This is a genomic window from Bacillus sp. ISL-4, assembly GCF_018613275.1.
GTDB classification, from domain to species: Bacteria; Bacillota; Bacilli; order Bacillales; family DSM-1321; genus Peribacillus; species Peribacillus simplex_E.
Window position 1 is genome coordinate 209806 of the sequence record NZ_JAGGQN010000012.1, and the last position, 24699, is coordinate 234504.

General features: G+C 40.6%; 32 protein-coding genes. 7 read left to right on the top strand and 25 right to left on the bottom strand.

Going from position 1 to position 24699, the window contains the following annotated elements; translation table 11 throughout:
- Nucleotides 1-2 precede the first annotated feature (2 nt).
- The 6 genes from ftsL to J7J00_RS10415 all read right to left on the bottom strand — a co-directional run bounded on the left by ftsL (nucleotide 3) and on the right by J7J00_RS10415 (nucleotide 5172).
- On the bottom strand, nucleotides 3-359 hold the full coding sequence (ftsL, locus tag J7J00_RS10390) for a cell division protein FtsL (RefSeq protein ID WP_214790412.1): 357 nt from the start codon (nucleotides 357-359) through the stop codon (nucleotides 3-5).
- A 33-nt stretch (nucleotides 360-392) separates the two neighbouring features.
- The gene (rsmH, locus tag J7J00_RS10395) at nucleotides 393-1325 is read right to left on the bottom strand and encodes a 16S rRNA (cytosine(1402)-N(4))-methyltransferase RsmH (RefSeq protein ID WP_214790414.1); all 933 of its coding nucleotides are present in this window, start codon (nucleotides 1323-1325) and stop codon (nucleotides 393-395) included.
- A 52-nt stretch (nucleotides 1326-1377) separates the two neighbouring features.
- On the bottom strand, nucleotides 1378-1809 hold the full coding sequence (mraZ, locus tag J7J00_RS10400; protein WP_034313914.1) for a division/cell wall cluster transcriptional repressor MraZ: 432 nt from the start codon (nucleotides 1807-1809) through the stop codon (nucleotides 1378-1380).
- 343 nt (nucleotides 1810-2152) lie between these two features.
- A complete protein-coding gene (gene bshC / locus J7J00_RS10405) occupies nucleotides 2153-3781 on the bottom strand; it encodes a bacillithiol biosynthesis cysteine-adding enzyme BshC (RefSeq protein ID WP_214790416.1) in 1629 nt (542 codons plus the stop codon).
- Between the two features lie 109 nt (nucleotides 3782-3890).
- Entirely contained in the window at nucleotides 3891-4283 is a 393-nt protein-coding gene (locus J7J00_RS10410) for a DUF3397 domain-containing protein (RefSeq protein ID WP_098371089.1), read from the bottom strand.
- A gap of 4 nt (nucleotides 4284-4287) precedes the next feature.
- Complete coding sequence (locus J7J00_RS10415; RefSeq protein ID WP_214790418.1) at nucleotides 4288-5172, bottom strand: 2-dehydropantoate 2-reductase; 885 nt, start codon at nucleotides 5170-5172, stop codon at nucleotides 4288-4290.
- A 462-nt stretch (nucleotides 5173-5634) separates the two neighbouring features.
- Between J7J00_RS10415 and J7J00_RS10420 the strand changes: the two genes are divergently transcribed.
- A complete protein-coding gene (locus J7J00_RS10420; RefSeq protein ID WP_214790420.1) occupies nucleotides 5635-6123 on the top strand; it encodes an N-acetyltransferase in 489 nt (162 codons plus the stop codon).
- 44 nt (nucleotides 6124-6167) lie between these two features.
- Here the strand turns inward: J7J00_RS10420 and J7J00_RS10425 are convergent, their stop codons facing one another.
- The 4 genes from J7J00_RS10425 to J7J00_RS10440 form a co-directional block, all read right to left on the bottom strand.
- The gene (locus tag J7J00_RS10425) at nucleotides 6168-6788 is read right to left on the bottom strand and encodes an RsfA family transcriptional regulator (protein WP_214790423.1); all 621 of its coding nucleotides are present in this window, start codon (nucleotides 6786-6788) and stop codon (nucleotides 6168-6170) included.
- A gap of 78 nt (nucleotides 6789-6866) precedes the next feature.
- The gene (locus J7J00_RS10430; protein ID WP_214790424.1) at nucleotides 6867-7631 is read right to left on the bottom strand and encodes an enoyl-CoA hydratase/isomerase family protein; all 765 of its coding nucleotides are present in this window, start codon (nucleotides 7629-7631) and stop codon (nucleotides 6867-6869) included.
- Between the two features lie 148 nt (nucleotides 7632-7779).
- Entirely contained in the window at nucleotides 7780-7953 is a 174-nt protein-coding gene (rpmF, locus tag J7J00_RS10435; RefSeq protein WP_034313929.1) for a 50S ribosomal protein L32, read from the bottom strand.
- A gap of 65 nt (nucleotides 7954-8018) precedes the next feature.
- Nucleotides 8019-8540, bottom strand: a complete 522-nt coding sequence (locus J7J00_RS10440) for a YceD family protein (protein WP_214790425.1) — start codon at nucleotides 8538-8540, stop codon at nucleotides 8019-8021.
- Nucleotides 8541-8758: 218 nt separating this feature from the next.
- Here J7J00_RS10440 and J7J00_RS10445 point away from each other — a divergent pair, with 218 nt between their 5' ends.
- Entirely contained in the window at nucleotides 8759-9964 is a 1206-nt protein-coding gene (locus J7J00_RS10445; RefSeq protein ID WP_214790426.1) for a nucleotidyltransferase, read from the top strand.
- Between the two features lie 90 nt (nucleotides 9965-10054).
- On the opposite strand, the gene J7J00_RS10450 is transcribed toward J7J00_RS10445, so the two are convergent.
- Together J7J00_RS10450 and J7J00_RS10455 are read right to left on the bottom strand one after the other, a co-directional pair.
- Nucleotides 10055-11080: a SepM family pheromone-processing serine protease gene (locus tag J7J00_RS10450; RefSeq protein ID WP_098371095.1), complete on the bottom strand. Its 1026-nt coding sequence runs from the start codon at nucleotides 11078-11080 to the stop codon at nucleotides 10055-10057.
- Nucleotides 11070-11867, bottom strand: coding sequence for a patatin-like phospholipase family protein (locus J7J00_RS10455; RefSeq protein ID WP_098371096.1), 798 nt, complete (start codon nucleotides 11865-11867; stop codon nucleotides 11070-11072). The genes J7J00_RS10450 and J7J00_RS10455 overlap by 11 nt, the downstream gene beginning before the upstream one ends.
- Nucleotides 11868-12174: 307 nt before the next feature.
- On the opposite strand from J7J00_RS10455, the gene ylbJ reads away from it, so the two are divergent.
- Nucleotides 12175-13392: a sporulation integral membrane protein YlbJ gene (gene ylbJ / locus J7J00_RS10460; RefSeq protein ID WP_214790427.1), complete on the top strand. Its 1218-nt coding sequence runs from the start codon at nucleotides 12175-12177 to the stop codon at nucleotides 13390-13392.
- A 40-nt stretch (nucleotides 13393-13432) separates the two neighbouring features.
- Here ylbJ and coaD read toward each other — a convergent pair whose 3' ends face one another.
- Nucleotides 13433-13924: a pantetheine-phosphate adenylyltransferase gene (gene coaD / locus J7J00_RS10465; RefSeq protein WP_098371098.1), complete on the bottom strand. Its 492-nt coding sequence runs from the start codon at nucleotides 13922-13924 to the stop codon at nucleotides 13433-13435.
- Nucleotides 13925-14500 (bottom strand): 16S rRNA (guanine(966)-N(2))-methyltransferase RsmD, encoded by a 576-nt coding sequence (rsmD, locus tag J7J00_RS10470; protein WP_034313946.1) that lies wholly within the window; start codon nucleotides 14498-14500, stop codon nucleotides 13925-13927.
- A 471-nt stretch (nucleotides 14501-14971) separates the two neighbouring features.
- On the opposite strand from rsmD, the gene J7J00_RS10475 reads away from it, so the two are divergent.
- Complete coding sequence (locus J7J00_RS10475; protein ID WP_192203947.1) at nucleotides 14972-15361, top strand: DUF7147 family protein; 390 nt, start codon at nucleotides 14972-14974, stop codon at nucleotides 15359-15361.
- A gap of 50 nt (nucleotides 15362-15411) precedes the next feature.
- Here the strand turns inward: J7J00_RS10475 and J7J00_RS10480 are convergent, their stop codons facing one another.
- The gene (locus J7J00_RS10480) at nucleotides 15412-15687 is read right to left on the bottom strand and encodes a YlbG family protein (protein ID WP_048684554.1); all 276 of its coding nucleotides are present in this window, start codon (nucleotides 15685-15687) and stop codon (nucleotides 15412-15414) included.
- Between the two features lie 137 nt (nucleotides 15688-15824).
- Between J7J00_RS10480 and J7J00_RS10485 the strand changes: the two genes are divergently transcribed.
- Nucleotides 15825-16148 (top strand): hypothetical protein, encoded by a 324-nt coding sequence (locus tag J7J00_RS10485; RefSeq protein ID WP_214790428.1) that lies wholly within the window; start codon nucleotides 15825-15827, stop codon nucleotides 16146-16148.
- Nucleotides 16149-16293: 145 nt separating this feature from the next.
- Here the strand turns inward: J7J00_RS10485 and J7J00_RS10490 are convergent, their stop codons facing one another.
- From J7J00_RS10490 to J7J00_RS10505, 4 genes are read right to left on the bottom strand one after another with little or no spacing between them, the layout of a single operon-like run.
- Nucleotides 16294-16743 carry a YlbF/YmcA family competence regulator gene (locus J7J00_RS10490; protein WP_214790782.1) on the bottom strand — a complete coding sequence of 150 codons (450 nt, stop codon included), beginning with the start codon at nucleotides 16741-16743 and terminating at the stop codon, nucleotides 16294-16296.
- 60 nt (nucleotides 16744-16803) lie between these two features.
- On the bottom strand, nucleotides 16804-17220 hold the full coding sequence (locus J7J00_RS10495; RefSeq protein ID WP_214790429.1) for a hypothetical protein: 417 nt from the start codon (nucleotides 17218-17220) through the stop codon (nucleotides 16804-16806).
- Between the two features lie 60 nt (nucleotides 17221-17280).
- Entirely contained in the window at nucleotides 17281-17523 is a 243-nt protein-coding gene (locus J7J00_RS10500; protein ID WP_214790430.1) for a YlbE-like family protein, read from the bottom strand.
- A 12-nt stretch (nucleotides 17524-17535) separates the two neighbouring features.
- Nucleotides 17536-17967, bottom strand: coding sequence for a YlbD family protein (locus tag J7J00_RS10505; RefSeq protein WP_286201277.1), 432 nt, complete (start codon nucleotides 17965-17967; stop codon nucleotides 17536-17538).
- A gap of 80 nt (nucleotides 17968-18047) precedes the next feature.
- On the opposite strand from J7J00_RS10505, the gene J7J00_RS27990 reads away from it, so the two are divergent.
- The gene (locus J7J00_RS27990; protein ID WP_286201278.1) at nucleotides 18048-18170 is read left to right on the top strand and encodes a hypothetical protein; all 123 of its coding nucleotides are present in this window, start codon (nucleotides 18048-18050) and stop codon (nucleotides 18168-18170) included.
- A gap of 133 nt (nucleotides 18171-18303) precedes the next feature.
- Here J7J00_RS27990 and J7J00_RS10510 read toward each other — a convergent pair whose 3' ends face one another.
- Nucleotides 18304-19338: a CAP domain-containing protein gene (locus tag J7J00_RS10510; protein WP_309487156.1), complete on the bottom strand. Its 1035-nt coding sequence runs from the start codon at nucleotides 19336-19338 to the stop codon at nucleotides 18304-18306.
- A 345-nt stretch (nucleotides 19339-19683) separates the two neighbouring features.
- Here J7J00_RS10510 and J7J00_RS10515 point away from each other — a divergent pair, with 345 nt between their 5' ends.
- The gene (locus J7J00_RS10515) at nucleotides 19684-20046 is read left to right on the top strand and encodes a YugN family protein (protein WP_214790434.1); all 363 of its coding nucleotides are present in this window, start codon (nucleotides 19684-19686) and stop codon (nucleotides 20044-20046) included.
- A gap of 85 nt (nucleotides 20047-20131) precedes the next feature.
- Here J7J00_RS10515 and J7J00_RS10520 read toward each other — a convergent pair whose 3' ends face one another.
- The 5 genes from J7J00_RS10520 to ctaD form a co-directional block, all read right to left on the bottom strand.
- Nucleotides 20132-20593 (bottom strand): DUF420 domain-containing protein, encoded by a 462-nt coding sequence (locus J7J00_RS10520; RefSeq protein ID WP_179891037.1) that lies wholly within the window; start codon nucleotides 20591-20593, stop codon nucleotides 20132-20134.
- A gap of 206 nt (nucleotides 20594-20799) precedes the next feature.
- Complete coding sequence (gene ctaG / locus J7J00_RS10525) at nucleotides 20800-21702, bottom strand: cytochrome c oxidase assembly factor CtaG (protein ID WP_214790436.1); 903 nt, start codon at nucleotides 21700-21702, stop codon at nucleotides 20800-20802.
- 151 nt (nucleotides 21703-21853) lie between these two features.
- Nucleotides 21854-22189 carry a cytochrome c oxidase subunit IVB gene (ctaF, locus tag J7J00_RS10530; protein WP_214790438.1) on the bottom strand — a complete coding sequence of 112 codons (336 nt, stop codon included), beginning with the start codon at nucleotides 22187-22189 and terminating at the stop codon, nucleotides 21854-21856.
- Between the two features lie 3 nt (nucleotides 22190-22192).
- On the bottom strand, nucleotides 22193-22822 hold the full coding sequence (locus J7J00_RS10535) for a cytochrome (ubi)quinol oxidase subunit III (protein ID WP_098371107.1): 630 nt from the start codon (nucleotides 22820-22822) through the stop codon (nucleotides 22193-22195).
- Nucleotides 22822-24693 carry a cytochrome c oxidase subunit I gene (ctaD, locus tag J7J00_RS10540; RefSeq protein WP_214790440.1) on the bottom strand — a complete coding sequence of 624 codons (1872 nt, stop codon included), beginning with the start codon at nucleotides 24691-24693 and terminating at the stop codon, nucleotides 22822-22824. The genes J7J00_RS10535 and ctaD overlap by 1 nt, the downstream gene beginning before the upstream one ends.
- Nucleotides 24694-24699 lie beyond the last annotated feature (6 nt).

Below are 24699 nucleotides of genomic sequence, written 5' to 3' on the forward strand. Positions count from 1 at the left end.
TATCACTGCACACCCTTCACATTATTCTCATTTAACTTGAACCCTAGCGCTGCAGCTTTTTTCCAAATTCTTTCGTATGTACTAAGTTCAGCAACCTGCACTTTCAAATCATCATTCACTTTACCCTGTTCTTCAATCGACGTTTCCACTATCTGGATTTCTTTATTCGTTTCATAGATGGCCGCTTGATTGGAGACTATTTTCACTCCCATAAAGGTAACCATGATAGCAAGGGCACATAGTAAGAAAACTTCACCAATGGATATCTTCGCTTTACGGATGACCACTGTTTGATGCGCCTGTTGCTGCTGCTGGTCTTCATATTGCTGTTCTTGTATTTTTTTGGCTATGGAACTCATTCATGTTCCCCCTCTACTGATTTTTTTCTGTGATTATTGCTTTTCGGCGATTCTTAGCTTAGCCGACCGGGAACGATTATTCCCTTCCAATTCTTCTTCTGAAGGCAAAATCGGCTTTCTCGTAATTATTTTCATAGTTGGTTTGAATTCATCCGGGATAACTGGAAGTCCAGGAGGAAGGTCCGGCATGCTACTGGCTTTTTTAAATACCGTTTTGCAAATTCTATCTTCTAGTGAATGGAATGTAATGACAGATATTCTTCCTGCTTTATCCAAAAGCGATATGGCTTGCTCCAAGGAATCTTCAAAGACACCAAGTTCGTCATTCACAGCGATTCTTATTGCTTGGAACACTCGTTTCGCAGGGTGTCCGCCTTTACGTCTTGCCGGGGCCGGTATCCCATCCTTAATTAACTCCACAAGCTCGAACGTCGTTTCAATCGGTTTTATTTCACGTGCCGCTTCAATTTTCCTGGCAATTTGTTTCGAAAACTTTTCTTCGCCATATTGGAAGAAAATTCTCAGCAAATCATGGAATGACCAAGTATTCACGACATCATAGGCAGAAATGGCAGCACTTTGGTCCATCCTCATATCCAAAGGTGCATCATGGTTATAGCTGAAACCACGCTCTGGTGTATCCAATTGTGGGGATGACACACCTAAATCATAAAGGATCCCGTCCACTTTCTCGATTCCCCGGGCATTCAACTCTTCTTTTAAGTATTTAAAATTATTAGGAACAAGAACAATACGTTCGCCATAGCTTTCCAATTTTTCCTTAGCATTCCGAATCGCCGTTTCATCCTGATCAAAAGCATAAAGCCTACCCTTGTCAGAGAGCTGTGAAAGTAAGTATTCGCTGTGACCGGCTCCTCCTAAAGTACAATCCACATAAATTCCATCAGGTTTGATGTTCAATCCATCAACCGTCTCTTTTAATAACACTGTTGTATGTTGAAACATGCTAGACATCCTTCCAATCGGTTATTGAGTGACCCTATTTCTGGGGGCAGCCTTAAATATCAAAGCCAATCATATTTTCTGCTATCTCAGCGAAAGAATCCTCAGAAGCTGAAAAATAGTTTTCCCAAAGGGATTTGCTCCAAATCTCAATACGATTGGTAACACCAAGAATTACACATTCTTTTTCCAATTGGCCATATGAAGTAAGCGGCGTGGGGATATTAATTCGCCCTTGTTTATCAATTTCGCATTCTGTAGCTGCAGAAAAGAAAAAACGGGTAAAGGCTCGGGCATCTTTTTTTGTTAAAGGCAGGGCTTTCAGCTTTTCTTCAAGCAGCTTCCACTCTTCCATAGGGTAACCAAATAAACATTGATCAAGTCCGCGGGTAAGGACAAATTGCTCCCCGAGATTTTCCCTGAATTTCACTGGGACTATCAAACGGCCCTTTATATCGATGTTATGATGGTACTCTCCCATGAACATACCCACTACCCCCACATTCTAATCTCAATGTACCACATTCCCCCACCTTTCTCCACTTGTTTTTACTTTCTCCTTCCAAGTAAAAATTCCCTTCTTTTCTACTTAAGTTTATTTAGCCAAATTATTCACAGAAACGTGCAATTCCCTCGAACGGACTCAGACTAAGACGCAGTCCCACCATTACTGTCGAAGCACTACCTGACAAGTGCCCATGAAGCAGAAAAAAAGACAGGCTTTAGCGCCTGTCTTTTTTACACTTTTTAATCCCTCCGTCAGGATTGGTTTGTGGCAACCCTATTCAAAATGATGTGTCCGCCACTTTTCCCCAAAACGGATGGTTTTTCTAAATGAAAATCAATTTATGCTGATTATTGAACCGGTATTCCAGTTTCATCATATCCCGTACGAACTCTGGCCCGTATTGATTCAAGTAATAAAGCACATTCCAAATCCTCTCCTGGGGTGATCCAAGAGGGTAAAGTGAATTTGCGATCCGTGCATATTTTTTCAATGTGACCGAATGCCGTTCCTTTGTCCGGTCACCGATTTTGCCATACATGAAATTCAATTGCTTTTGAATGAATTCAATGTTTTTGTTCAACATCGGCTCAAGTCCTCTATCTAAAGAGACAGCGTGGGCAAATAGCTTTTCATGGTTCTCTTCAAGCTGTGATTTCAGAGTCCCGAACAGGGTGTCAATCGTCTCATCTTTCACCGAATCAAGGTAACTTTTTACAGCATTAGCGGTTCCTTCAGTCAGAACAGTTTCCAAACTGAGTTCCATTTCTTCAAGGTCGCTATGGATACTGCGCTCTACCAGCGTGATGTTTAACCTAGGAATGATTGGCGGCATCTTCATGGAAAACAACTCAAATGCCTTTTTTAATTCTGCCCAATAAGCTATTTCCCCTGGTCCAGAAACGAAAGCTAATACAGGGAAAAGCATTTCCTGCATGAGCGGGCGTGTAATGACATTGTTGCTTAATCGTTCTGGATGATTCTTGGCTATCTGCAAGAGTTCCTCCCCGGTGAATGATACCTCACCGTTTTTTCCGCTGAAACCGCCTTCTACACGTTCGAGTAAACATCGATCTTTTTTTTCTGGATCATAATAAAATAAATTAGCTGCCCGATTATCCATTTCAATCATTTTTGCATACCCTTTCGCATGCATGAATGATTGCTGTTCCTCGACCACTTCAGCAATTCGTCCACTTTCATTGACCATCGATCCAAAGTACGCCTTCTCAATTCGCCTTAATTCCGGATCTCCGGCATCGACTAGTAATAGGCCATATTCTTTGAACCATTCATGAATCAGTCTGGCGAAGAAATCAACGAAAGTATTCGATTGCTTAATGGTTTCCTTCATATCAATCATGAGTTTATTCGTAAAGGCCGTTTCTCCATAAGTTTCAATGATTTCCTCAAGCCACTTCTCAGCCTTATCCGTTTCCAGCTCTACATCAGAAACCATTGTTTTATACGGCTGATAAGAAGGATAGGTTTTTTTATCGGGTTTACCGTTTTTCATAACATAAACATGATTGACTTCAGCCAAATCATGATCTTCTCCAGCAATCCAAAAAACTGGAATGACTGGCTGCCCCAGTTCTTTTTCCTGTTCTTCCGCAAGCTTAATGATCGAAATCACTTTATGAATGGTATACAGCGGCCCTGATAATAACCCAGCCTGCTGTCCTCCAATCACCACCACGGAATCATCCCTGCGCAACCTTTCAATATTCCCCTTAACTGCCTCACTGATTGAAAAACGAGACATGTATTGTTGTATGTAATCCGACAATTCATCACGTAAAAAGGAGCGGTTCATCAATTCATTATATCTATTGAGATAAATGTCAGGCTTAGACAAGTCATAGTGAAAATAATCCTCCGTTTCAAGACGGTTTTGTAAATAGTCCGATGCAAAACGGTTTAAAGATGGTAACGCGAGATCTTTCATCTCCATTTCTGTTCTCCCTTTCTCTGCAACTACAATTCTTTTTAGAGTATAACATTCCAGTTTAAGAAAACAAAAGAAGTTGCCCAGCAGCAGAAAATTGATGTGATGTTCTATGTTATGTAGTCAATATCTTCGTAATACTTGTAATTATTCCGATGGAAAATAATAGAAGGTAAGCCACAAAAAAGAAGGCGAAGTTCACTCTCCAAAAACCCTTTAATACCTTATGGAAAATGATTTCTTCTTTTACCTTGTAATGGACAAGGACCACCACGAATGCGTTGATGATCATGATTAGCATGATCACCCAAAGAATTTGCTTATCCCAAATCGTAATGATCAAATAATGGACGGACAATATGAACAGCAGCGTACTCATGTCCATTGCAAATTGAACGGAGCGCCTATGGTTTCCAGTGAATTGTTTGGCACTTATAAAAAAAAGTAAATACCCTACGAAAGGCAAGGTAATAAATATCGCGGCAAGGCTTGAAACTACGTACGGCACATCCTCATCCCCCCTGAGACGCTTTTCCTTTGACCATCATATATAGAGAAGATGTCAGGCAATCACTTTTCCCTTTACTCTTGGCCTCCGAGAGGATATGACCCAAAATAGCATCAATTTCCGTTTTACGGCCATTTTCTATATCTTTTAGCATTGACGATCGATTTTCTGCAGTTGCCATACAAACGGATTTCACATGTTCAAATGACTCATCCTTATTTTGAATTTCCAAAATACCGGAGATTTCTTCAAAAAGATCTTGAAATAATTGGTAGTAAAAGGAGTTAGTGATTAAACCGCCATTTTCCACATCAAGTATCGCCGTTAACGGGTTTATCACTGCATTAACGACAAGCTTATCAATCAGCATCGAGTGAAAATCCTCACTCTTCGCAAAAGGAAAATGATCGATCCTTTCATTTACTAACGATAGTTGCTCAAGTTCCCCTTTAAAGGAAGCGATCCTTGTAATGCCGTGCCCTGTATGCTCCACGGTATTCCCGTCATGTTTCAATGCCCCATGCTCCACTACCCCCACATATATGGTCGGGGATTGAAGCTGCTTTAAATAAGAAATATGCCCATAGCCATTCTGCAAGAATAGCAATGGAACCTTAATACCTTTTATCCTAGGCAGTATTTGCGGCAGGTGATATTGCTTGACGGCCAATATTAGAAAATCCACATCCGATATCCCATCATCCAGGCCCTTGGAAATGATGCCTGTCAGCAGCCTGCTTTCACCATCCGCAATTAGACGGATTCCATCACGTTGGATGATGGACGCCTGATCCGCAGTATGAGTATAGAGTGTCACACTATGTTTTCCACTTAAATAAGACGCAAACAGCAGCCCTATGGCCCCTCCCCCAATGATTCCAATTCTCATAATACCCTTCCTTACTTATTGAAATATATTCACTATTTTATCACATTATCTTTTTTATCCTGCATCAATTTTCCCATCGTTGGAAAACGCAGCACATCTGATTGAATGAAATGAACTTCCATTAACAAGGCTCGTCATAAAATACCAATGGAAAGAACTTTTAATACGCCATTGAAGATATATTTTCTTCTTTAAGCGTTAATTTAATGGTATATTAGATACGAAAAGCTTAGCCATTTTGAATACTTTTAGGAACAAAAGATAACTCCAAACTCAACCCGCGAGAAATTGAAGGGAAAAGGGCGGGGGATAAAAGGCTATAAGCATTTAGACAGCTAGGATAAGTCGATGATGTCATGCTAGATTTGACTTAAGCTGGAATTCCACATCGTAAAGATCAGTGGGATGACTTTCAAAGGGTACTATCGAAGAGGTTTATCAGAATTAAGGGGGAGCTTTTTTATGGAATACAAGGTGGAACGATTACTTGTAAATTTTAAAACGCTTGAGGAATTCAAAAAATTCAAAGAATACGGGATACAGGAACTGTCAATGCTAGATGATTTAGAGGGTAACATCATCGAAAATGACAGCCAATCACCTTTTTACGGAATCTTTTATGGCGACAAACTTGTAGCCCGCATGAGCCTGTATAAAAGAAGTGCTAAATTCGACCAGTATTTTGACAAGTCTAGGGACTTCCTTGTTCTTTGGAAACTTGAAGTCCTGCCTAACTATCAGAAAAAAGGTTATGGAAGAGCTTTGGTCGAATTCGCCAAAAGCCTGAACACGCCTATCAAAACCAATCCAAGAGTTCATTCACAAGACTTCTGGAAAAAGATGGGTTTTTCTGCTGTTTCCTATGATTTGGACAGGGACCTCGGAGAAAACCCGCTGATTTGGAGCCCATTTGACATACAAGATAATAAAGAATTAGATACACAAGAATAAGGAAGCATCAAGAAAATGCGGGCGGATTTTCCCACCCGCATTTTTTATTTATTGACCCTTTCCAGATTACCATTCTTATCCATTTGGAAACTCACCTTCGGATTAGTCTTTTCGTCCTCTTGTACACTAAGTTTTCTTGCGCGCTCCATAATCTGCATTAACGCACGGTAATCTTCCTCAACAGCTTTCAGGTTTTCTTTAAGCAATACATTCTCTTCCAATAACCGGGCATTTTCCCGTTCAAGAAATAGGGACCGCTCAGAAATCCGTTCTTTTTCCTTATTATCAAGCTGAAAGAATTCATCCATTTTAGTTAAATATAATATAACTTCCTGAAGGGTAATAGATTCTTTATCTTCATGCTCGGGCGTTTTTTCTTCAATCGTGACATTCTCCGCCACTGCAACCGAATCCCTTTCCATTTCAGGATTATTGACTACCTGTTCTTTCCTTTGTTTTTTCGCCAGCTCTATCCCAGACTTATATTGCTTCCTTACAAATGAATTCCAACGGAACCCACAAGCAGCAGATGTCCTTGATAACTGTTTCCCCACTTCTTCAAACGCCTTTAATTGTGTACTGCCATCTCGTATATGCCTCAGTACCACTTCAGCCAACAACAGATCCTCATCATGAGTCCATGCATCTTGTCTCGCAATCGTCATCTCTCTACCTCCCAGCAAGTTTTAATTCATAATATGCACATGCTAGGAAAGATAGAAGATATATAGAGCGTGTAATATTTATTTTTTCTTATTTAAAAAACGATCGACTGCAGCATGATGCTCATCACTCGCCCACAGTTTAGAACATTCCCGGATTTCCGCATCCATTCTTCCTTTAAGCCCGCTGCCCTGCCATTTATGGACCAGCAATCGTTTATAGGCCATCAATACCCCTGTCTCATGGCGAAGAAAATCTTCTGCGAACCTTTCCCATCCATCCGTACCTTCTTTGACTATCTCATCTACGAAACCAAATTCCTTTGCTTCCTCAGCTTTATGTATTTTTGCATCCAATAATAGCTTTAGCGCCTTTTGCTCTGGTATTTTTTCAAGTAAAAGTGAAGCTCCGCCCCAGCCTGTCGTTATTCCCAGTGTACCTTGCACAAACCCTAGCTTGACTTCGCTCTTTGCTAATCTGAAATCACAAGCTGTCGCTATTTCGCATCCACCGCCGAAAGCACTTCCATTGATGAGCGCTATTGTTGGTTTTGGGAAAACTGCTAGTTTATACAGAATTTCACCCATTTTCGATAACATAGCAAAGGCCTCTTCTTCTGTTTGCAAATCCTGAAATTCCCTTAGATCCCCACCTGAACAGAATGCCTCAGATCCCGCCCCTGTCAGGACTAGCAACTTAACTTCATCATCGTATGCAGCTTCTGACAATATCGACTCAAGTTCGTCCATCAATTGATAATTCACGGCATTCCTTTTCTCCGGTCTATTAAATAGGAGCTTCATGAAACCGCGTTTATCCTTTTCAACTTCAATCACCTGATCCATGTAAACACCTTCTCCAAAATCATCGGCAAACATAGATGATTCAAAATATTCCGCCAAATATATTTATAAAAAAAGCACAGAGAAAAATCCCTGCGCTTTGATTAGCGTGTTGCATCAAGAAAGCAAAGCTCTCAAGTAGGTCAAGAAATTATTTTGCGACAACTTCTTTTCCTTTATATGTTCCACATTCTTTACAAACGTGATGTGAAAGAGTCATTCCACCACAGCTCGGGCATTCTACCATACCAGGTACTTGAAGCTTGAAGTGTGTACGACGTTTTCTTTTTACAGTTTTCGACGTTCTTCTAAAAGGTACAGCCATTATTCCCACCTCCTTAAAAAATATAAAAAAGCTGGAAAAATCGGATTAACGATTTTTCGTTCCAATCAAGATTCTTTATTGTTGTCAAAAAAGTCGGCAAGCTTTGCAAATCTCGGATCAACCTTATGCTCATTTTCCTCTTCAGAAATAACAGCCCAGTCTTTTCCGGATTGAGGAGCAGCTTCGTTCGAATCGACATCCTCACAAAAAACCTGCATCGGAATTTCTAGCAATAAATTTTCTTTAATTACCGGTATTAGGTCTACAACTTCACCTTCCACAACAGTGACATCATCTCCGTAGAAATCAGCGCCATCTGCCTTTAAAAGAAAGGTTTCCTTTGTATCAATATCAATCGGATATTTAACGTCTACCAGTGTACGGGAGCAAGGTAATGTTAATTCACCTGAAAGATGCAAGTGAAAAGTAATCTCGGTCGAGCTCATATCAGCTCTTCCTGCTACTCTGATCGGAGAAACATCGCGAATTTGCGGGTCTCTTTCTCTAATGTCCAAGACATCCACCAGTTCATCAAACCGTAAATCTTTGTCCCGAATTTTTTGAAGTTGACTAATCGTCCATTTCAAATGAAATCACCTCAAGGCAACAAAAATAATTATAGCTTTCAATTATAAGTTTGTCAATATTTTTTCTTTACACTATAATGTAGTCATCCTAACTGATTGTCTAAGTTTAAGAATCATTTCAAACAAAGAATCCGGACGATTGCTTATAGTAATTTTACTTGAAATACTATTTTAGCACTAAGTTGATAAAATACAAAGTTTTTCTCTGAGGTGAACGAATGAAAGCTTGCGGTTTAGTAGTCGAATATAACCCTTTTCACAATGGACATGTTTTACATGCAAGAGAAAGTAGAGAAAAAACAGGGGCAGATGTTGTGGTCGCTATTATGAGCGGACCCTTCTTACAGCGTGGCGAGCCCGCTATCGTCAGCAAGTGGACACGTGCTGAAATGGCCTTGAACGGCGGCATAGATCTTGTCATTGAGCTGCCCTATGCTTTCGCGACACAGAAGGCGGAAATATTTGCAAAAGGTTCTATTTCTCTTTTGGAATCCCTTGGCTGTGACTCCTTTTGTTTTGGAAGCGAGGATGGCAGAATTGAACCATTCATCACCGCCCACAGAATTCTATTGGATAATTCCGCTGCATTCGATGCCGCAATTAAATCGGCTATGGATGCCGGTAATAGTTATCCGGCCAGTGCTGCCCAGGCTTATCGATTGATTATCAATGGTGATGCCGGATTGGATTTGACGAAGCCAAATAATATTCTTGGAAAGGAATATGTAAGTGCTGCACTTTCAAACGGCTATTCCATTCGCCCTTATACGATTCAAAGGGTCGCTGCCGGATACCATGAAACAAAGTTGTCCAAAGACCCTATTGCCAGTGCAACGGGGATACGTAAAGCCATCCATGAACACCAGGAGTTAAATTCTGTTTCCAGTTATATTCCTCAACCGACGATGGATGGTCTTGAGCAATATTTAACGCACTACCATGCCTTGCATGACTGGGAAATGTATTGGCCCATGTTGAAATACCGAATCCTTTCTTCCTCTTTAACCGAATTGGCAAGGATATACGAAATTGAGGAAGGCATTGAACACCGGATAAAGGAGATGGCCAAACAATCTTCGAGCTTTTCTGTCTTCATGGCAGCCCTGAAGACAAAACGCTACACATGGACACGACTACAACGGATGTGTGTCCATATATTGACTCATACATTAAAGGAACAGGTGATTCACAATGACCGACCAGCCTATATCAGACTTCTTGGCATGAATGGCCGGGGACAAGATTATCTTCGCACTGTAAAAAAAGGCTTATCCCTCCCGCTCATCTCTAAACTTTCGTCCTATCAGAAACAGGACATCGATACGGACTTGCGAGCGGCACAGGTGTATGCATTGGGCTTGCCGGAACCATATCAAGCTGCATTGATGAAACGGGAATATGAATCTCCCATCATTTTCAAATGAAGAATGGTTTAAGCTTGGCCCGTCCTTCCTTAAGAGTAAAATTAATCATCAAAAAAAGCGCAAACAGTAGATGACTGCCTGCGCTTTTTTTCATTTTTCTTTTCCTTTTAGCTTCGTTAAATAGTCTATTGCATCATCAAAATTGTCCACCGGCACAATCTTCATGTCCGTGTCGATATCCTTTGCTGCAATAAGTGCATCTTCATAATTCGAACCTGCTGCTCCGTTTTCATTCGGGGCAAAGAATATTTCGGCTCCTGACTTATCGGCTGCAACTATTTTCTGTTGAATTCCGCCAATTGGACCGACTGTCCCATCGTCGGACATCGTTCCTGTCCCCGCTATGTCATATCCATTTGTAAGATCGCCCTTTGTTAATTGATTATAAATTTCCAATGAAAACATTAAACCAGCAGAAGGACCGCCTATTTGTTCTGAATCTATGGAAATCGCCGGTTTTGTGGTCACTTTTCGATTATCATCCAGCGAAATGCCTATTCCTACCCTATTTGGGTCATTTTTAAAAGGCTGCAAAGAAAGAACGGCCGTTTTCTCCGTCTCTTCCCGCTTATACACTATTTTAACTTCGTCTCCAGCCTTCTTTCCGTTAATATAGTTCATGAATTCCTGTGCAGACTTGAATTTAACATCATCGACCTGAATGATTTGATCGCCCGCTTTCAGCTCTTTAGCTGCCGGCATTCCTTTTAGCACGTCCAAAACATATACACCCAGGTACTCGTATTCGACTTCTTTCCCTGCTTTTTCATATGCGATCTGAATGGCATTATTTTTAGAACCATCCATTAAGTGCAGCTGCCTGATATTATATTCTTCATCTGTTTCATCTTCGCTTCGAATGGAGGTTTCCGGATAAAGTTCCTGATATTTGCTCCACTTCGCCAGCATGTAGGAATATACATTCGCCCGGCCCATCCTTACAGTGGTTAACATAAAGCTTCCTTTTGCTTCATCTCCTCCGGATACCTCAATGATTGGCTCCAATTCTTTAGCCATTCCTGGTTTTGATACATAAAAAGGTAGGGAATAAAGGGCTGATGCTATGAGAAGTATAGCCACCACCAGGAAAGTGCGTACATACATTTTACGGCTCATCTTCAAAGGACTCCTTCCAAGTAACAATACTCTGCTTAATTTGATCTATCTTTCCTCTTGCAGCTTCTTCTCCAATACTAATTATTTCCTGAACGTTTGTAAATGATTTCGAGCTGTATTTCTCCACCCTGGGGCGTATCATGACGTCTGAAGCAAACTCCCTGCTTTTAACCAGCTCCATTTGCAGGATATCGAGGCTTTGCATGATGACGTCATAGATGGAGTTTATCTCCATATCCTGTTTCACGTGGGCTACATCCACACCAATTATGATGTCTGCTCCCATATCCTTCACGACTGAAACAGGAACCCTGTCAACAACTCCTCCATCAACAAGCAGTCTGTTCCCGATTTTTTCGGGAGTGAAAATGCCGGGAATGGAGATGCTTGCCCTTACAGCCGGTGCGATGGGACCTTCCTGAAAAATGACTTTTTCCCCCGTTTTTATATCAGTGGCGACCACCGCCACAGGAATATCAAGTTCTTCAAATTTCTTTCCATATGTAAATACCCTGATTAAATCCTTTGTCCGTTTACCCGAAATGAAGCCCATTTTAGGTATGGTGAAGTCTAAATAATACTTTCGCTTAAATGCACGGGACAACTTATACAGCCTCTCGATATCCGAACCCGCTCCATAAAAGGCAGCAACCATAGCCCCCATGCTGCTTCCGGCAATCATATCTATCGGAATGCCTTCTTGCTTTAATACCTTTATCACGCCAATATGTGCAAACCCCCTAGCTCCTCCTGACCCAAGTGCAAGCCCGACCTTTGGTTTCGACAAAGATATCCCTCCCGCTGTAACTCGTTCAAAATATTGAAATAACACTCATTCAAAGTTATGGTCTTAAACGGATTTATAGAAGCATATTATTTATATTGACAGTGAAACAAGCATGGCGGATATAACCTATGTAGCCAATAAAGTGAGGTCTTCATTGAAATTCCCTTGTGCGGATCATCCTCATTTATACATGTCGGTACAATCCATATTCCATCATGCGCTTACTTTTCGAGAAAAGGAAGTTCATATTTTATTATATACGAAACGAACTGCCCTTATTTAGAAACCTTCAAGAGGAGGCTGAATTTTGCTAAAATCAAAATCAAAAACAGTACTGTTAGCTACCTCCGTCACGATGATGGCAGTTGGCTTGATCATCTTCCCCCAAGAATCCTTTGAAGCTTCCAAAGGCGGACTGAATATTTGGTGGACAATTGTTTTTCCTTCGCTTCTACCTTTCTTGATTCTCTCGGAGTTATTAATAAGTTTTGGTGTTGTCAGGTTCATTGGCGTCATGCTCGAACCATTTATGCGTCCCTTATTCCGTGTACCAGGAGTGGGCGGTTTCGTTTGGGCGATGGGACTTGCATCAGGGTTTCCAGCTGGAGCGAAATTCACTGTAAGGCTTCGTCAGGAAGAACAATTGACCCGCATCGAAGCTGAGCGACTCGTTTGTTTTACTAATTCATCCAATCCATTGTTCCTGTTCGTTGCGGTTGCCGTTGGTTTTTTCCACAATCCTCATTTAGGGATCATCCTTGCACTTTCCCACTACCTAGGAAATTTTTGTGTAGGCATCATCATGCGTTTTTACCGTTGGAAAGAAGAAAAATCCCATACAAATGTAATGGCCAAGCTCCCCTCCATAAGACAAGCCTTTAGCCAAATGCATCGAACCAGAATAAAAGAAACAAGACCATTTGGCAGTTTACTTGGAGATGCGGTACTCTCATCCATTCAAACCCTATTAATGATCGGGGGATTCATCATTCTCTTTTCGGTGGTGAACAAGCTTTTATTTCATATGAACATTACCGGATTGCTGGCATCGGGGGTCAGAGGAATTTTACATATTTTCAATTTCCCCGATTCCTTAAGCCTTCCCTTCATATCAGGCATGTTTGAAATGACTCTTGGTTCAAAATTAACCAGTACGGTCGAAGATGCGACACTCTTTCAGCAAACTGTGATGACAAGTTTCATCTTAGCTTTCAACGGTTTCAGCATTCAAGCGCAAGTTGCCAGCATCATTGCCGCAACAGACATTCGTTTCACTCCCTTTTTTCTGGCAAGGATAGCACATGGCCTTCTGGCATCCATTATTACCGTCTTACTTTGGGAACCATTCTATAAAGGCAATATGTACAGCGGCAGCCCGATAAATGCATTCCCAGTCAGCGGTTCAGGTGAACACGCGAATTCGCTATATCAGAACATGCTTGATTTCGGACCCGTTCTGACACTCGTGTTTTTGATCCTATACATCATCATATTTACCAAAAGGCTATTCAAAGGCCTTTCGTAAACCGAAAAAAGAGCATTGCGCGTTTGCAATGCTCTTTTTTCTATCCTTTCAGTTCCTCGTATTTTTTGGCCAGAGCCTTCTCGACGACGCTTGGCACTAGTTCGGAGATATCCCCGCCATACTTCGCAACCTCTTTCACGATACTGGAACTCAAGAAAGAATATTGATTTTTCGTCATGATAAAGAATGACTCTATTTTATTGTTAAGGAATCGGTTCATCGAAGTTCCCTGCATTTCATATTCAAAGTCGGAAGTCGCCCTCAATCCCCTGATGATGGCATTCGCGGAAACGCTTTCAGCATAGTCGACCGTCAATCCCTGATAGAAATCCACTTTAACATTCGGCATATGGGCAGTCGCTTCAGTAATCAATTCCAGTCTCTCCTCCACAGTAAAAAGTGAATTTTTCGCTGAATTGTTCACGATGACCACATATACCTCATCAAAAACATTCGCTCCCCTTTGAATGATATCAAGATGACCAAATGTTATTGGATCAAAACTCCCCGGACAAATCGCTATTTTGGACATTCATAGTTCCCCCTGTTCGTGTACGTTTCCCCATTGATAAATCGTAACGGCAATGACGCCATAAACTTCTTTTCTCTTAACGGTAAAGTCACCAACTTTTTCTGGCAATGTAACATCATGGCCATGCTCACAAACAATGTATCCCATATCATTCAGCAATCGGTATTTATGTATTTCTTCAAGAATCTCGACAAGCTTTTGTTTCTTATAAGGTGGATCAAGAAAAATCAATTCAAAAGTCATTTCCCTTTTCACCAAAGCCTTCAGTGCACGCTCTGAATCATTTTTATAAACTTCTGCACGGTCTGAAAACTTGCATAGCTCCAAATTGGCCTTAACCGTTTGATTTGCTTTAAAATCCCGGTCGACAAATATGGCTTTATCCATGCCTCTGCTTAACGCTTCAATTCCCAGTCCACCGCTCCCGGCAAACAAGTCGAGGACCAGCCCTCCTTCGAAATAAGGACCAATCATGTTGAAAATGGATTCCTTGACTTTATCAGTAGTCGGCCGGGTTCCTGTACCCGGTACAGCCTTAAGTGGTCTTCCTTTACAAATTCCGGAAACGACCCTCATTATCCTCACCACATTTTATGACAAATTTCTGTTACTTTCCTATCCTAACATATTAGAAAAAGCTAGCCAATATTTAAACCGATTTGGCTTCACTTCCAAGATGAAAATCGACTTATCATTTCGGACCACGAAAGGAAGATATCCATTCTTTTTATAAATCTTTTACATATTGAATAATAAAGTGGTTTTTGGCAATAATGTGAATAACAACATTCCTTTTTAGGTGTTGTTGCCAACCGCGGAGAAGGCTTACGTTTCCCCATAAGTTCTTCCTCCGGTTTCTCCTCTCCCTTTGCCTTCTGGTCCTTAGTTAGACATAGAAGGACCCTGCATATTTTTGCAGGGCTTTTTTTTTTGATAAACCTCTGATATCTAATTTTCTTTGTCATGGTTCGTCAAAGAAGTTGTCCTTCTCTTTTATGAGGGATAATGATAAAGTAATGAATAATAAGTTAGTTAGGAGAGGTTTAATTGATTCAACGTTTTATTGAAATTGGACAAGGATATTCCGATATATATGAGTTGCTGGAAGTAGGCCGCAATCAGAAACATCGAGTTGCAAGGCTTTTGGCCATGCATACTACTATTGATGATAAAAAGGTAACATCATTGGTTATCGTCATGCAGCCCACGGATCCTGGGAAATTCCAGCCACTTTACATTTGCCGTGAAGGTATACCGAACCCTCATGCCACCAAAAACAAACGCTATGAGCTTTTTGAGAACTTGGCGGAGGAACTGGATAGACCAATTATTGAAATCGACGTGAAACCTTCGGTGCTCTTTGCAGAAATCGAGTTGTACTACCAACACTTAATCGGCATTTTGCGAATGAATAGATATTTGCCCCCATTGGGTTGATGTTGATGCCCTGAATTGAAAAAGGCTGACTCCGCATGAGTCAGCTTTTTTCAAATTCCCATTTTATAATCATATTCTTTCGCTTTATCCGGTTTGGAGTTTTCGAACTCCACCTTCAAAAAGGGCTTGTAAGAAAGGTCCACTTTTTTAACGAACGAATAATTATTCAGCTTTTCCACTAGTGGTTCCACTTCATCCATATTCGTATATAGCACTACATATTTCAACTTTTTTGAAACATAATGGATATTCCCAAATTTCCTAAGCATTTTGGCTTGTTTTAATGTATGTAAATAGACGATGATTCCCTGTCTCGCTCCAAGCATATCAATAACTCCCTTTTATAAAGGTTTTAACTAAGTGTAGCATAGCAGAATCTTTACTTTCAACCAAGAAAAAAAGATTATAAACAAAATTATCTCACTATTACGAATATACACACTGTGAAGGGAGCCAAACAACGATGGATTTAAACCAAATTTGGAGTCAATTTATTGATCATCTATTAGATAATGATGAAATTACCCAAGCTTCGATAAAAAAGTTCACAGGTATACCATTTATATATATCCATTATCATCAGGCACAAAATGGTAATAGTAAGCTTTCTTTCTTAATAAAAAAAGCTGCAAGCCTTTCAATGCGTGGCAAGCAGCTTCATTGTGAAACCATTTTCGTACGGCAGGAAGAACATTTATATGTATTCCGGCATCGTTTTTATGTGCCGCAGCAAAAGATGTTTTGCTGTGGCAACCTTTGTCCGGATTGTATCTTATATCGCAGTTAATCGCTTTGTAACGTATCCGGTTGACCCACTGTCTCGACGAAGGTTCCTTACATGATACAGCCACCGAACTCCGTAGCAATGTCGAATTTCGATGGCTGCATGTTCTTATATACCGGCCTGAATGTTCACGATTCTTGCCATTACTTTAAGCAGAGCATCCACAACTTCCGCCGGTTCCGCAGCTTCCCGTTGAACATCCACCTGTTGAAACAAAAAATGGATTCCCCGCTGGGGTTTTGACCTGTTCAGAAACGGCTCGGCCAATTCTCCCGCTTATTTCATCAAGAACGGATTGTAATTCGGTCTCCGCCCGCTTAAACCTTACTACGGCAGGATGCATATCCATGTCTCGTTTAGCTTGCCTGGTTTCTAAATTGATGCGTTTATAATCCGGATGATATTTACCGAACCTTTGAACATCTTCAAATAGATCCTTTAGCGAAGTAAACTTGGAAATTTTCCGCTGTGCCTCTTTGTCGCTTTGTAATTTATATAAACTAAGAAGGTATTCTTCCCCTATTTCAGAATGAAGGATCATTTCGGCTAATCCATCAGCCTGTTGTAAAATGTCGATGATTTCCATAGTAGCAAGCATTAACAAGCTCACCTCCACAACCATTTTACCATTTCTCCCTTTGAGATGCTAATGGTTTGATTAAATCGAGGAAGTGATATGTACCTCAATCTCTTTTTGCAACCCTGTTTTTTCACCTGAACCATTCAAGACTTCCAGCTTAATTTTATGCATGCCATTCGGGACTTCCTTTAAGATAAATGCTGCCGTTTTCATATCGACTTTCTTTTGATTATCAATAAATACGGACACAGTTGCCAATTGTTCAGGATTTGATTCAGAAAAACCATAGTTTTTCAAGTAGCACTCGACATAGACAGAGTTGCCTTTTACAAAAGTTTTTACCCGAAAGTCCTCATCTGAGTTTCGGATGCTCGATACAGTGGTGGCAGCTTTATGTGTAGACATGGCTACTCCTGAATTTTCAGGTTCCGGTATTTTCTTTCCACAACCCGACGCTGCCATCAACACTGTGAGAGCCAAAATCAACTTTCTCATTCCATCGTCCCCCTTTTGCCTTTATTGTTCGCCAAAAGGAGTAATTTACTCTTATTTTCTTCATTCACTTGAAGCATTCATCGCTTGAAACATATGAAGCATCATTGAGGCAACCTGAACGCTTTCCGAAAATTTAGAGACCCGATGTGGAATCGACTTCTCAAAATAATATTTCGCTTCGGTTTCAAACACATCCACTTCATGGGGATTACGCATTAACCTTTTGTACCATGCAGGCTGAATCCTCAAGTAATTACGCATATCTTCGTTTGTTTGAATGAATTCATATATATTCTGACGCATGAAAAACCCTCCTTAATCTTTGTTGAATAAAAAAGGGTTAGCTCTCTGCTCTTTTTCTTTTGGGGGAGGACTGGTATCACCTGATTTATTCCCTTGGAAAGCAGATAGCACTCCTTGGATTGCACCGATGGCCTGATTGGCATTCGTAATATATTGTTGAATCTGCCCCATATCCATACTTTTAACTGCACTCATTAACGAACCAATCAACTCAGTGCTTTGGTCTCCCTTTTCTACCGGCGGTGATGGGGATCCTGTATTCACTTTGGACTCGCCCACACTGCCGTCAGCCTGCCAGCGTGGATGATCTTCTCCGAGTAAATACCACTCTTCAAAAAGTTCCTGCCATGTTGCTTGTTTGCTTCTCACTTCATTCACTAAATGAGGATGTTCCTTTACAAACTCCCGAAATCCATCCACGGAGGGCCGCTTTCTTTTTGCCATTACTCTCACCTCACACTTAGACATCGCCTATTGCACCATATGCTAAAGGTAAATAAAAAGTGCATAACATTCCTTTTAAAATGCAATTTGATGATTTGGGGATGAGTACCCTTAAAGTTCCAAAAGGGTATGTTGGCGTGACTGCGGATAACCAAGTTCGTTATGTAAACCCCTCTATTGGCGATCGATTCCGTGCAAATTAATACATAGGCATACGATCATCAAGGGAAAGGTCAACCGTGATGATGGGGAACTTGCGCTACAAAGACAGGGACCTTTTTCATTTTCAAAATATAATCCAGAACAAGAAAACGGACCCAAATCGGATCCGTTTTTTTATCTCTTTATGAAATTCTGGGTGTAGTACTTTTTATATACCCCGACGCCCAGACCTGTAAATTCCTCGTTCAGCATCGCATCCCGATGCCCTTTGCTATTTAGCCAACCTTCCATGACTGCAGCTGCGTCAACATAATTAGCCGCTATATTTTCACCTGCTGCCCTGTATTTTACATGGCCTGCATCGAGACGCTTTTCCAAATCCCCCTTTGTTTCAGAAACATGGGTTCCTTCAGGTGCGTCCGTCATTTCCCGGCTATGAAGGTAAGCAACCTCTGCAGTTGGCGCATCCCATTCTAAAGGCTTCAAATCAAACCTGCTGCGCATTATATTCGTAATATCGAATATTTGCTGCTCATTGCCCTCTTCCACTTTCGCCAAGTCTTCATCAGAAAGGTCCTTAACTGACACAAGTTCACCATGATAGGTCAACTCATACGGCTGTTGTTTCAATAAAGCGGAATCATTCAAAAATCGGATGCTTGAAACAGTCCCGGTGAATTTATCCAAATATAGCTGAACATTAATATTCCCTAAATCAATCAACGGCCTCATATTCATATCTTCCTCCGACAATTCAAAACGATAGGAACTGTGACCAACTTCAATATCAACAGTGGGTTCCACATATAAGCTGGAATAGATGGCATCAATCGATTGTCCAATTTTAAAAGGAGCGACATTAACCTCATCACCGATTCCATAAGCAGATACCACTTTTTCATTTTCAACGGCTAATTGGAAATAATTATCATAGTCCTTTTTATAAACCCACCATTCATATCCATAGGCGGACATATCAATTCGATCTGGCTTACCATATTCCTTTTCTATCTCTTTTGCATTTTTCCCGATCGTTACCGCCAGACCTTCTGTCACTTCAGTAACCCCTTCCTTTTCAGGGGAAGTGCTTTTTTCATTTATATGTCCATTGGGGTTAACACCTTTGTTACCATCAATAAGAGGGTTTCCTTCATCTTCATCGCCGATATTAAGATAAATACCTATTACGAAAAAAATAATAATTAACACCAACACCTTACCTAAACCGCGCAGAGGAACACTCCCTCTCTCTATCTAATTTATGTATCCAATGCAAAAACCTTTCTTACCTGATTATATCACTGTTCAATCATAATTTTCTAATTTACGATAGACTGTCCCTTCATTAAATTTATTTAAAAAATGGAACTTTTGCGAATGATTAAAATACCATGGTTGAGTTCATTGCAACTTCCACCATTTCGTACTATTATAAAATATAGGATAAAATGGTATATTATAAACATACTTGGAGATTTTTAATATATTCATGTACATAATATTTTCCCGGTATGTCATTTTAATTCTCAATAGTAAACATAGGAGGTACTACTCGTGAAATTTGAAAGCTTTGGAATCGAAAACATCACAGCCGACTTAAACCGATTAGATGACCTAATGCCGCAATATGGGTTAATACGTGCAGAACAATGGGATTACGAAAGAGTCAGTTACGATCGTAGGTTCGACTTAAAAGAAGGCACGTTTTACCTGAGAATACTTGGCTATGCTACAGAGGGCGATGTAGGCGCTCACAGGGCCGTCATCAAACTAATGGTTCCTCTATTAGGAAAACATTATTATCCACACGGAGTTGAATATGGTGAAGGAGAGGATTTCCCTGCATCACTAGTTAAACAAAGTGAAAAAATCCTCGCTCAAATCAAAGAAGAACTTACACAATTCAACGGCCTGTAAAAGCCGTTAGTGTGTGATGCTCTCTCTTTTTTATATCCATTACAAAAGCCTGATGCTTATTTTGCACCAGGCTTTTTTCGTTATTTTAAAATCCTAGGATCGCCTTTATTAAAGATGTTGTTTCGCCGCCATGATAAATGACATAAAGCAGGATGTAAACAGCTACTCCAGTAATCCCAGTGAAAAACCAAATGATGCTTGTCGCAGGCCCAATTTTTTTATGAATGGCGAATTTACCTTTAAACCCAGTGGTAAGCATGATGATCCCCAAAACAGCTCCAGTTGTTGCAAGCGTTATATGGAAAATCAAAAAAATCGTATAATAAATTTTAATGTCAGCGGGTCCGCCAAATGACGTACTACCGATGAAGACCGTCCGGGAAAGATATATAGTGAAAAAGATTACTGCAAAAACCGCAGCTGCCATCATGGTTTTTTTATGGGTCTCGATTTTGCGTTGTTTAATTTGATACCAGCCTATTGCAACAGTGATGGCACTTAATACAATGAAGGCTGTACTTATCGTTGGAAGGATTGGTAAAGACATATGAAATGTAGTCCTCTCTATATTTATTAATCAACTACCATTTTATAAGAGGCAATCATAAAATTCAATAAAATCAAGGATTATTAACAGAATGCTCACTTTTATAGAATAGGCAAGTCAAATCACTGGCTATTTGGTTTAAATCAAAATCAGGCAAAGTCGGATAAAAGACTTGTCCGCCCCAAGACAAGTCTTTTATCGTACAATTATTCTACAGTCTGAAAATCCGAAGGTATCGGATCGATATCATTTTGGCCGCCATTCTCCTTTTTGAACCAAGCAAAGAAAATGACACCCAATACATAGCCTAAAACGATTTCTTGAATCACCTTCATCAAAACCCCGCCAAGCTGTTGATCTTCAAGCAGTGGCAGTCCATTGAACATTTCTGGGCCACTGAGCGTTAAACCTGACAGTGCTGAAGCCGGAACGCAAAGTTCCATCGCACTGGCCCAAGATTCCGCATTGGTGAATGTATCATACATCGGATCATTAGCAAAAATGATTAAAGCGCAGGCAGGGGTCATTAGAATGCCACTCCCGAATATATAAGCTACTTTTTTCACACCTGATAGACTTTCACGTTCGGGCAGCTGATTGACAAGCGGAAACCACATCAAAACAGCAGTCGTAAATAAAAGGATCGTGTAGCCGGCATGAATCCACATCCCCGTTTTGATATAGTCGAACACTAACGGGATATGGTACAGCGAGAAAAGAACATTAAATAGTAAAAGGGCGACAAGAGGTCTCGTGAAAAATTGAAATAACGTCTTCACTCCCCTTGAATTTATGAAAGTTCTCATAAGCCAATCTGGAATCGCAATGATAAATAAAGGCGGAATCACGAGATAGAGCAGTGCCATTTGAAACATGTGTGCACTGAACATGATATGGCTCAATAAATCCAGTGGGGATCCTTTTACCACATATAGGAGGAACATGGCTATCAAAAAATAAGTTGCCTGTTTAACGGAAAGCGATGAACTGCCCGGAAACTTCTCCCCTTTTTTTGTCACCAGCCAAAAATAGCCTACGGTTATAAGTACGAGGGCGGCAAAATAATAAGGACTCCACAAAGCGCGAAATCCGAAAATATCAATAGACAAAAAAATCACCTCGTTCATAAACTTTTTCTTACTTTCATTATACCTAAAATGAAACATTGTAACAAATATAGATAAACTTGGATTGTTTTTCTGGAAAATCACCACATAAAGAAAAACCGGCTATCATTCAATAGCCGATTTTCTTTATGGTTTATAACCAAACAATCGTTGTGAACACTAGGACAGTTATCAAGCCGACTGTAAGGCCGGAAAATAAGAACAATGCAATGGTGCCATGCCCTTTATGCTTCATGTGCATGAAATAATACAATTGGAAAATCACTTGTACTACTGCCAGCAGCAAAATGACTGGCTTAATGAACCAATGTGAAAAACCCTCAATTCCTACTGCAGCAAAAGCAAGTAGTGTAAAGAAAATCATAAGTGTAAATGATATCACTTGGTGTTTCATCTCTTCAGCATTTTTCTTACGGCGATATTTTAAATCGACATTCGGGTTCGCTGAATTTGATTGTTCATTCGCCATCAGTTATCCCACCATTCCCATTAAGTATACGACAGTAAAGATAAACACCCAGACTACGTCAATGAAATGCCAATAAAGACTCGCAACAAAAAATTTAGGAGCGTTATACAAATTCAAGCCCCTTCCTGCATTACGCACCATAAGACAAATGATCCAAGCCAAACCGAATGCAACGTGCCCTCCGTGAAAACCAACTAACGTATAAAACGCGGAGCCGAAGGCACTGCTCGTAAATGTATGATGGAATTCATGAACATAGTGATTAAATTCATAAATCTCGAGTCCAAGAAAACCTAAACCAAGTGCAACCGTAATGACAAGCCAAGCCTGCATTTGTTTAAAGTGGTTATTTTTCATATGGTACATCGCATACACACTAGTCAATGAACTGGTCAATAACAGCATGGTTGCTACAAAAGTAAGGGGTAATTCGAATAAATCTTTAGCTAGGGCTGCATCACCATTTGGAACTTTATCCTTCAATGCTAGGTAAGTTGCAAATAATGAGGCGAATAATACCGTCTCTCCACCAAGAAACAACCAGAATCCCAAATACTTATTTTTACCTTCTAAAGTCGCTTTCTCGGGAGAAGCAGGCCAGGTAGCATCCGTAAATCTTTCATCTGTCTGCATTACGCCTTACCTCCCTTGTCTTTATCGTCCATAAGGTCTTCTTTATGAATATGGTACCCATGATCGTCTTTAACGGAACGGATAAACATTGAACCAAATGTTACCAAAAGTCCCGTTATAATTATAGGCAGGGTCCAAGTCTTATCATCCATATGGTATAAAGCACCGAATGCGGCGATAAATAAACCGGAAGCAATCGTAAAAGGAAGAATGGATGAATTAGGCATATGGATATCCCCAAGTGGTTCTGCAGGAGTCATTTCCTTTTTCCCTTCCATTTTTTCAACCCAGTAAGGATCTAATCCCCGGACTAGCGGCAGTTGTTTAAAATTATAAAAAGGCGGTGGTGATGGAATGGCCCATTCCAGCGTACGGCCATCTCCCCAAGGATCATTGCCGACTTTTTCATTCTTCACAGATGTAATGATGATATTGATGACCATAACCAAGACACCAAATGCCATCAAAAAGGCTCCAACAGTACTAATCATATTACCTGTATTGAAACCTTGATTGTCCAAGAATGTAAATACGCGACGAGGCATCCCCATCAAACCTAAGAAATGTTGAATGAAGAATGTTAAATGGAAACCAATCAAGAAAGTCCAAAATGTGATCTGCCCCAATTTTTCGCTTAACATCGTTCCAAACATCTTCGGCCAATAGAAATTGATTCCAGCCAGTAAACCTAATACAACCCCACCGACGATTACATAGTGGAAATGAGCAACAACGAAATAACTATCATGGTATTGATAATCAGCAGGTGCAGATGCGAGCATGATGCCTGTCACGCCACCCATTGTAAATGTAGGGATAAAGGCAACTGCATAAAGCATCGGAACCGTGAACTTGACGCTTCCTCCCCACATCGTAAAAATCCAGTTGAATATCTTAATACCTGTCGGTACCGCGATAGCCATGGTCGCCACAGCAAAGATTGCATTTGCGATCGGACCTAAACCAGTGGTAAACATATGATGCGCCCAAACCATGAAACCTAAGAAACCGATTAAAACGGTTGCAAATACCATCGATGAATAACCAAACAATCTTTTTCTGGAGAATGTAGCGAAAATTTCGGAAAAAATACCGAACGCCGGAAGAATCAGGATATAAACTTCCGGGTGACCGAATATCCAGAATAAATGCTCCCAAATAATTGTATTTCCCCCTGCCGCTACATCAAAGAAATTCGCGCCAAACATCCGATCGAACATCATTAACACCAATCCCACGGTAAGCGGAGGAAAAGCGAATAATATCAATGCAGAAACGACGAAAGTTGACCAGGTAAACAGCGGCATACGCATATATGTCATACCAGGCGTACGCATATTAATAATGGTTACAAGGAAATTGATCCCTGCAATTAGTGATCCAAAACCTGATATTTGTAATCCGAGGACGTAAAAATCAATGCCATGACCTTCGGAGTGCAGGGAAAGTGATGCATACGATGTCCAGCCTGCATCTGGAGCCCCCCCTAAAAACCATGAAAGATTCAGAAAGATTCCGCCAAAGAAAAACAACCAAAAACCTAACGAGTTCAAAAATGGGAACGCAACATCACGTGCCCCTATCTGTAATGGTACAACCGCATTCATTACAGCAAACACTAACGGCATGGCCGCCAGAAATATCATAGTCGTACCGTGCATGGTCAAAATTTCATTATAAAATCCGGCACTTACGAAATCATTGTTTGGGATTGCCAGCTGGATACGGATAAACATCGCTTCCAAACCGCCAATTACAAAGAATAACCCGCCAGAGATAAGATATAAAATGGCGATTTTCTTATGGTCTACCGTCGTCAGATAATCCCAAATCGTAGCGCCAAATCCTTTTTTATTAGCGTACGTACTCACGATTTA

Excerpts from the sequence above, each read along its gene's own strand:
- ftsL (WP_214790412.1), bottom strand. The coding sequence starts at position 359 with ATGAGTTCCATAGCCAAAAAAATACAAGAACAGCAATATGAAGACCAG.
- rsmH (WP_214790414.1), bottom strand. The coding sequence starts at position 1,325 with ATGTTTCAACATACAACAGTGTTATTAAAAGAGACGGTTGATGGATTG.
- mraZ (WP_034313914.1), bottom strand. The coding sequence starts at position 1,809 with ATGTTCATGGGAGAGTACCATCATAACATCGATATAAAGGGCCGTTTG.
- bshC (WP_214790416.1), bottom strand. The coding sequence starts at position 3,781 with ATGGAGATGAAAGATCTCGCGTTACCATCTTTAAACCGTTTTGCATCG.
- J7J00_RS10415 (WP_214790418.1), bottom strand. The coding sequence starts at position 5,172 with ATGAGAATTGGAATCATTGGGGGAGGGGCCATAGGGCTGCTGTTTGCG.
- J7J00_RS10420 (WP_214790420.1), top strand. The coding sequence starts at position 5,635 with ATGGAATACAAGGTGGAACGATTACTTGTAAATTTTAAAACGCTTGAG.
- J7J00_RS10425 (WP_214790423.1), bottom strand. The coding sequence starts at position 6,788 with ATGACGATTGCGAGACAAGATGCATGGACTCATGATGAGGATCTGTTG.
- J7J00_RS10430 (WP_214790424.1), bottom strand. The coding sequence starts at position 7,631 with ATGGATCAGGTGATTGAAGTTGAAAAGGATAAACGCGGTTTCATGAAG.
- rpmF (WP_034313929.1), bottom strand. The coding sequence starts at position 7,953 with ATGGCTGTACCTTTTAGAAGAACGTCGAAAACTGTAAAAAGAAAACGT.
- J7J00_RS10445 (WP_214790426.1), top strand. The coding sequence starts at position 8,759 with ATGAAAGCTTGCGGTTTAGTAGTCGAATATAACCCTTTTCACAATGGA.
- J7J00_RS10450 (WP_098371095.1), bottom strand. The coding sequence starts at position 11,080 with ATGAGCCGTAAAATGTATGTACGCACTTTCCTGGTGGTGGCTATACTT.
- coaD (WP_098371098.1), bottom strand. The coding sequence starts at position 13,924 with ATGTCCAAAATAGCGATTTGTCCGGGGAGTTTTGATCCAATAACATTT.
- rsmD (WP_034313946.1), bottom strand. The coding sequence starts at position 14,500 with ATGAGGGTCGTTTCCGGAATTTGTAAAGGAAGACCACTTAAGGCTGTA.
- J7J00_RS10480 (WP_048684554.1), bottom strand. The coding sequence starts at position 15,687 with ATGCTTGGAGCGAGACAGGGAATCATCGTCTATTTACATACATTAAAA.
- J7J00_RS10485 (WP_214790428.1), top strand. The coding sequence starts at position 15,825 with ATGGATTTAAACCAAATTTGGAGTCAATTTATTGATCATCTATTAGAT.
- J7J00_RS10490 (WP_214790782.1), bottom strand. The coding sequence starts at position 16,743 with ATGCTTGCTACTATGGAAATCATCGACATTTTACAACAGGCTGATGGA.
- J7J00_RS10495 (WP_214790429.1), bottom strand. The coding sequence starts at position 17,220 with ATGAGAAAGTTGATTTTGGCTCTCACAGTGTTGATGGCAGCGTCGGGT.
- J7J00_RS10500 (WP_214790430.1), bottom strand. The coding sequence starts at position 17,523 with ATGCGTCAGAATATATATGAATTCATTCAAACAAACGAAGATATGCGT.
- J7J00_RS10505 (WP_286201277.1), bottom strand. The coding sequence starts at position 17,967 with ATGGCAAAAAGAAAGCGGCCCTCCGTGGATGGATTTCGGGAGTTTGTA.
- J7J00_RS27990 (WP_286201278.1), top strand. The coding sequence starts at position 18,048 with ATGCAATTTGATGATTTGGGGATGAGTACCCTTAAAGTTCCAAAAGGG.
- J7J00_RS10520 (WP_179891037.1), bottom strand. The coding sequence starts at position 20,593 with ATGTCTTTACCAATCCTTCCAACGATAAGTACAGCCTTCATTGTATTA.
- ctaF (WP_214790438.1), bottom strand. The coding sequence starts at position 22,189 with ATGGCGAATGAACAATCAAATTCAGCGAACCCGAATGTCGATTTAAAA.
- J7J00_RS10535 (WP_098371107.1), bottom strand. The coding sequence starts at position 22,822 with ATGCAGACAGATGAAAGATTTACGGATGCTACCTGGCCTGCTTCTCCC.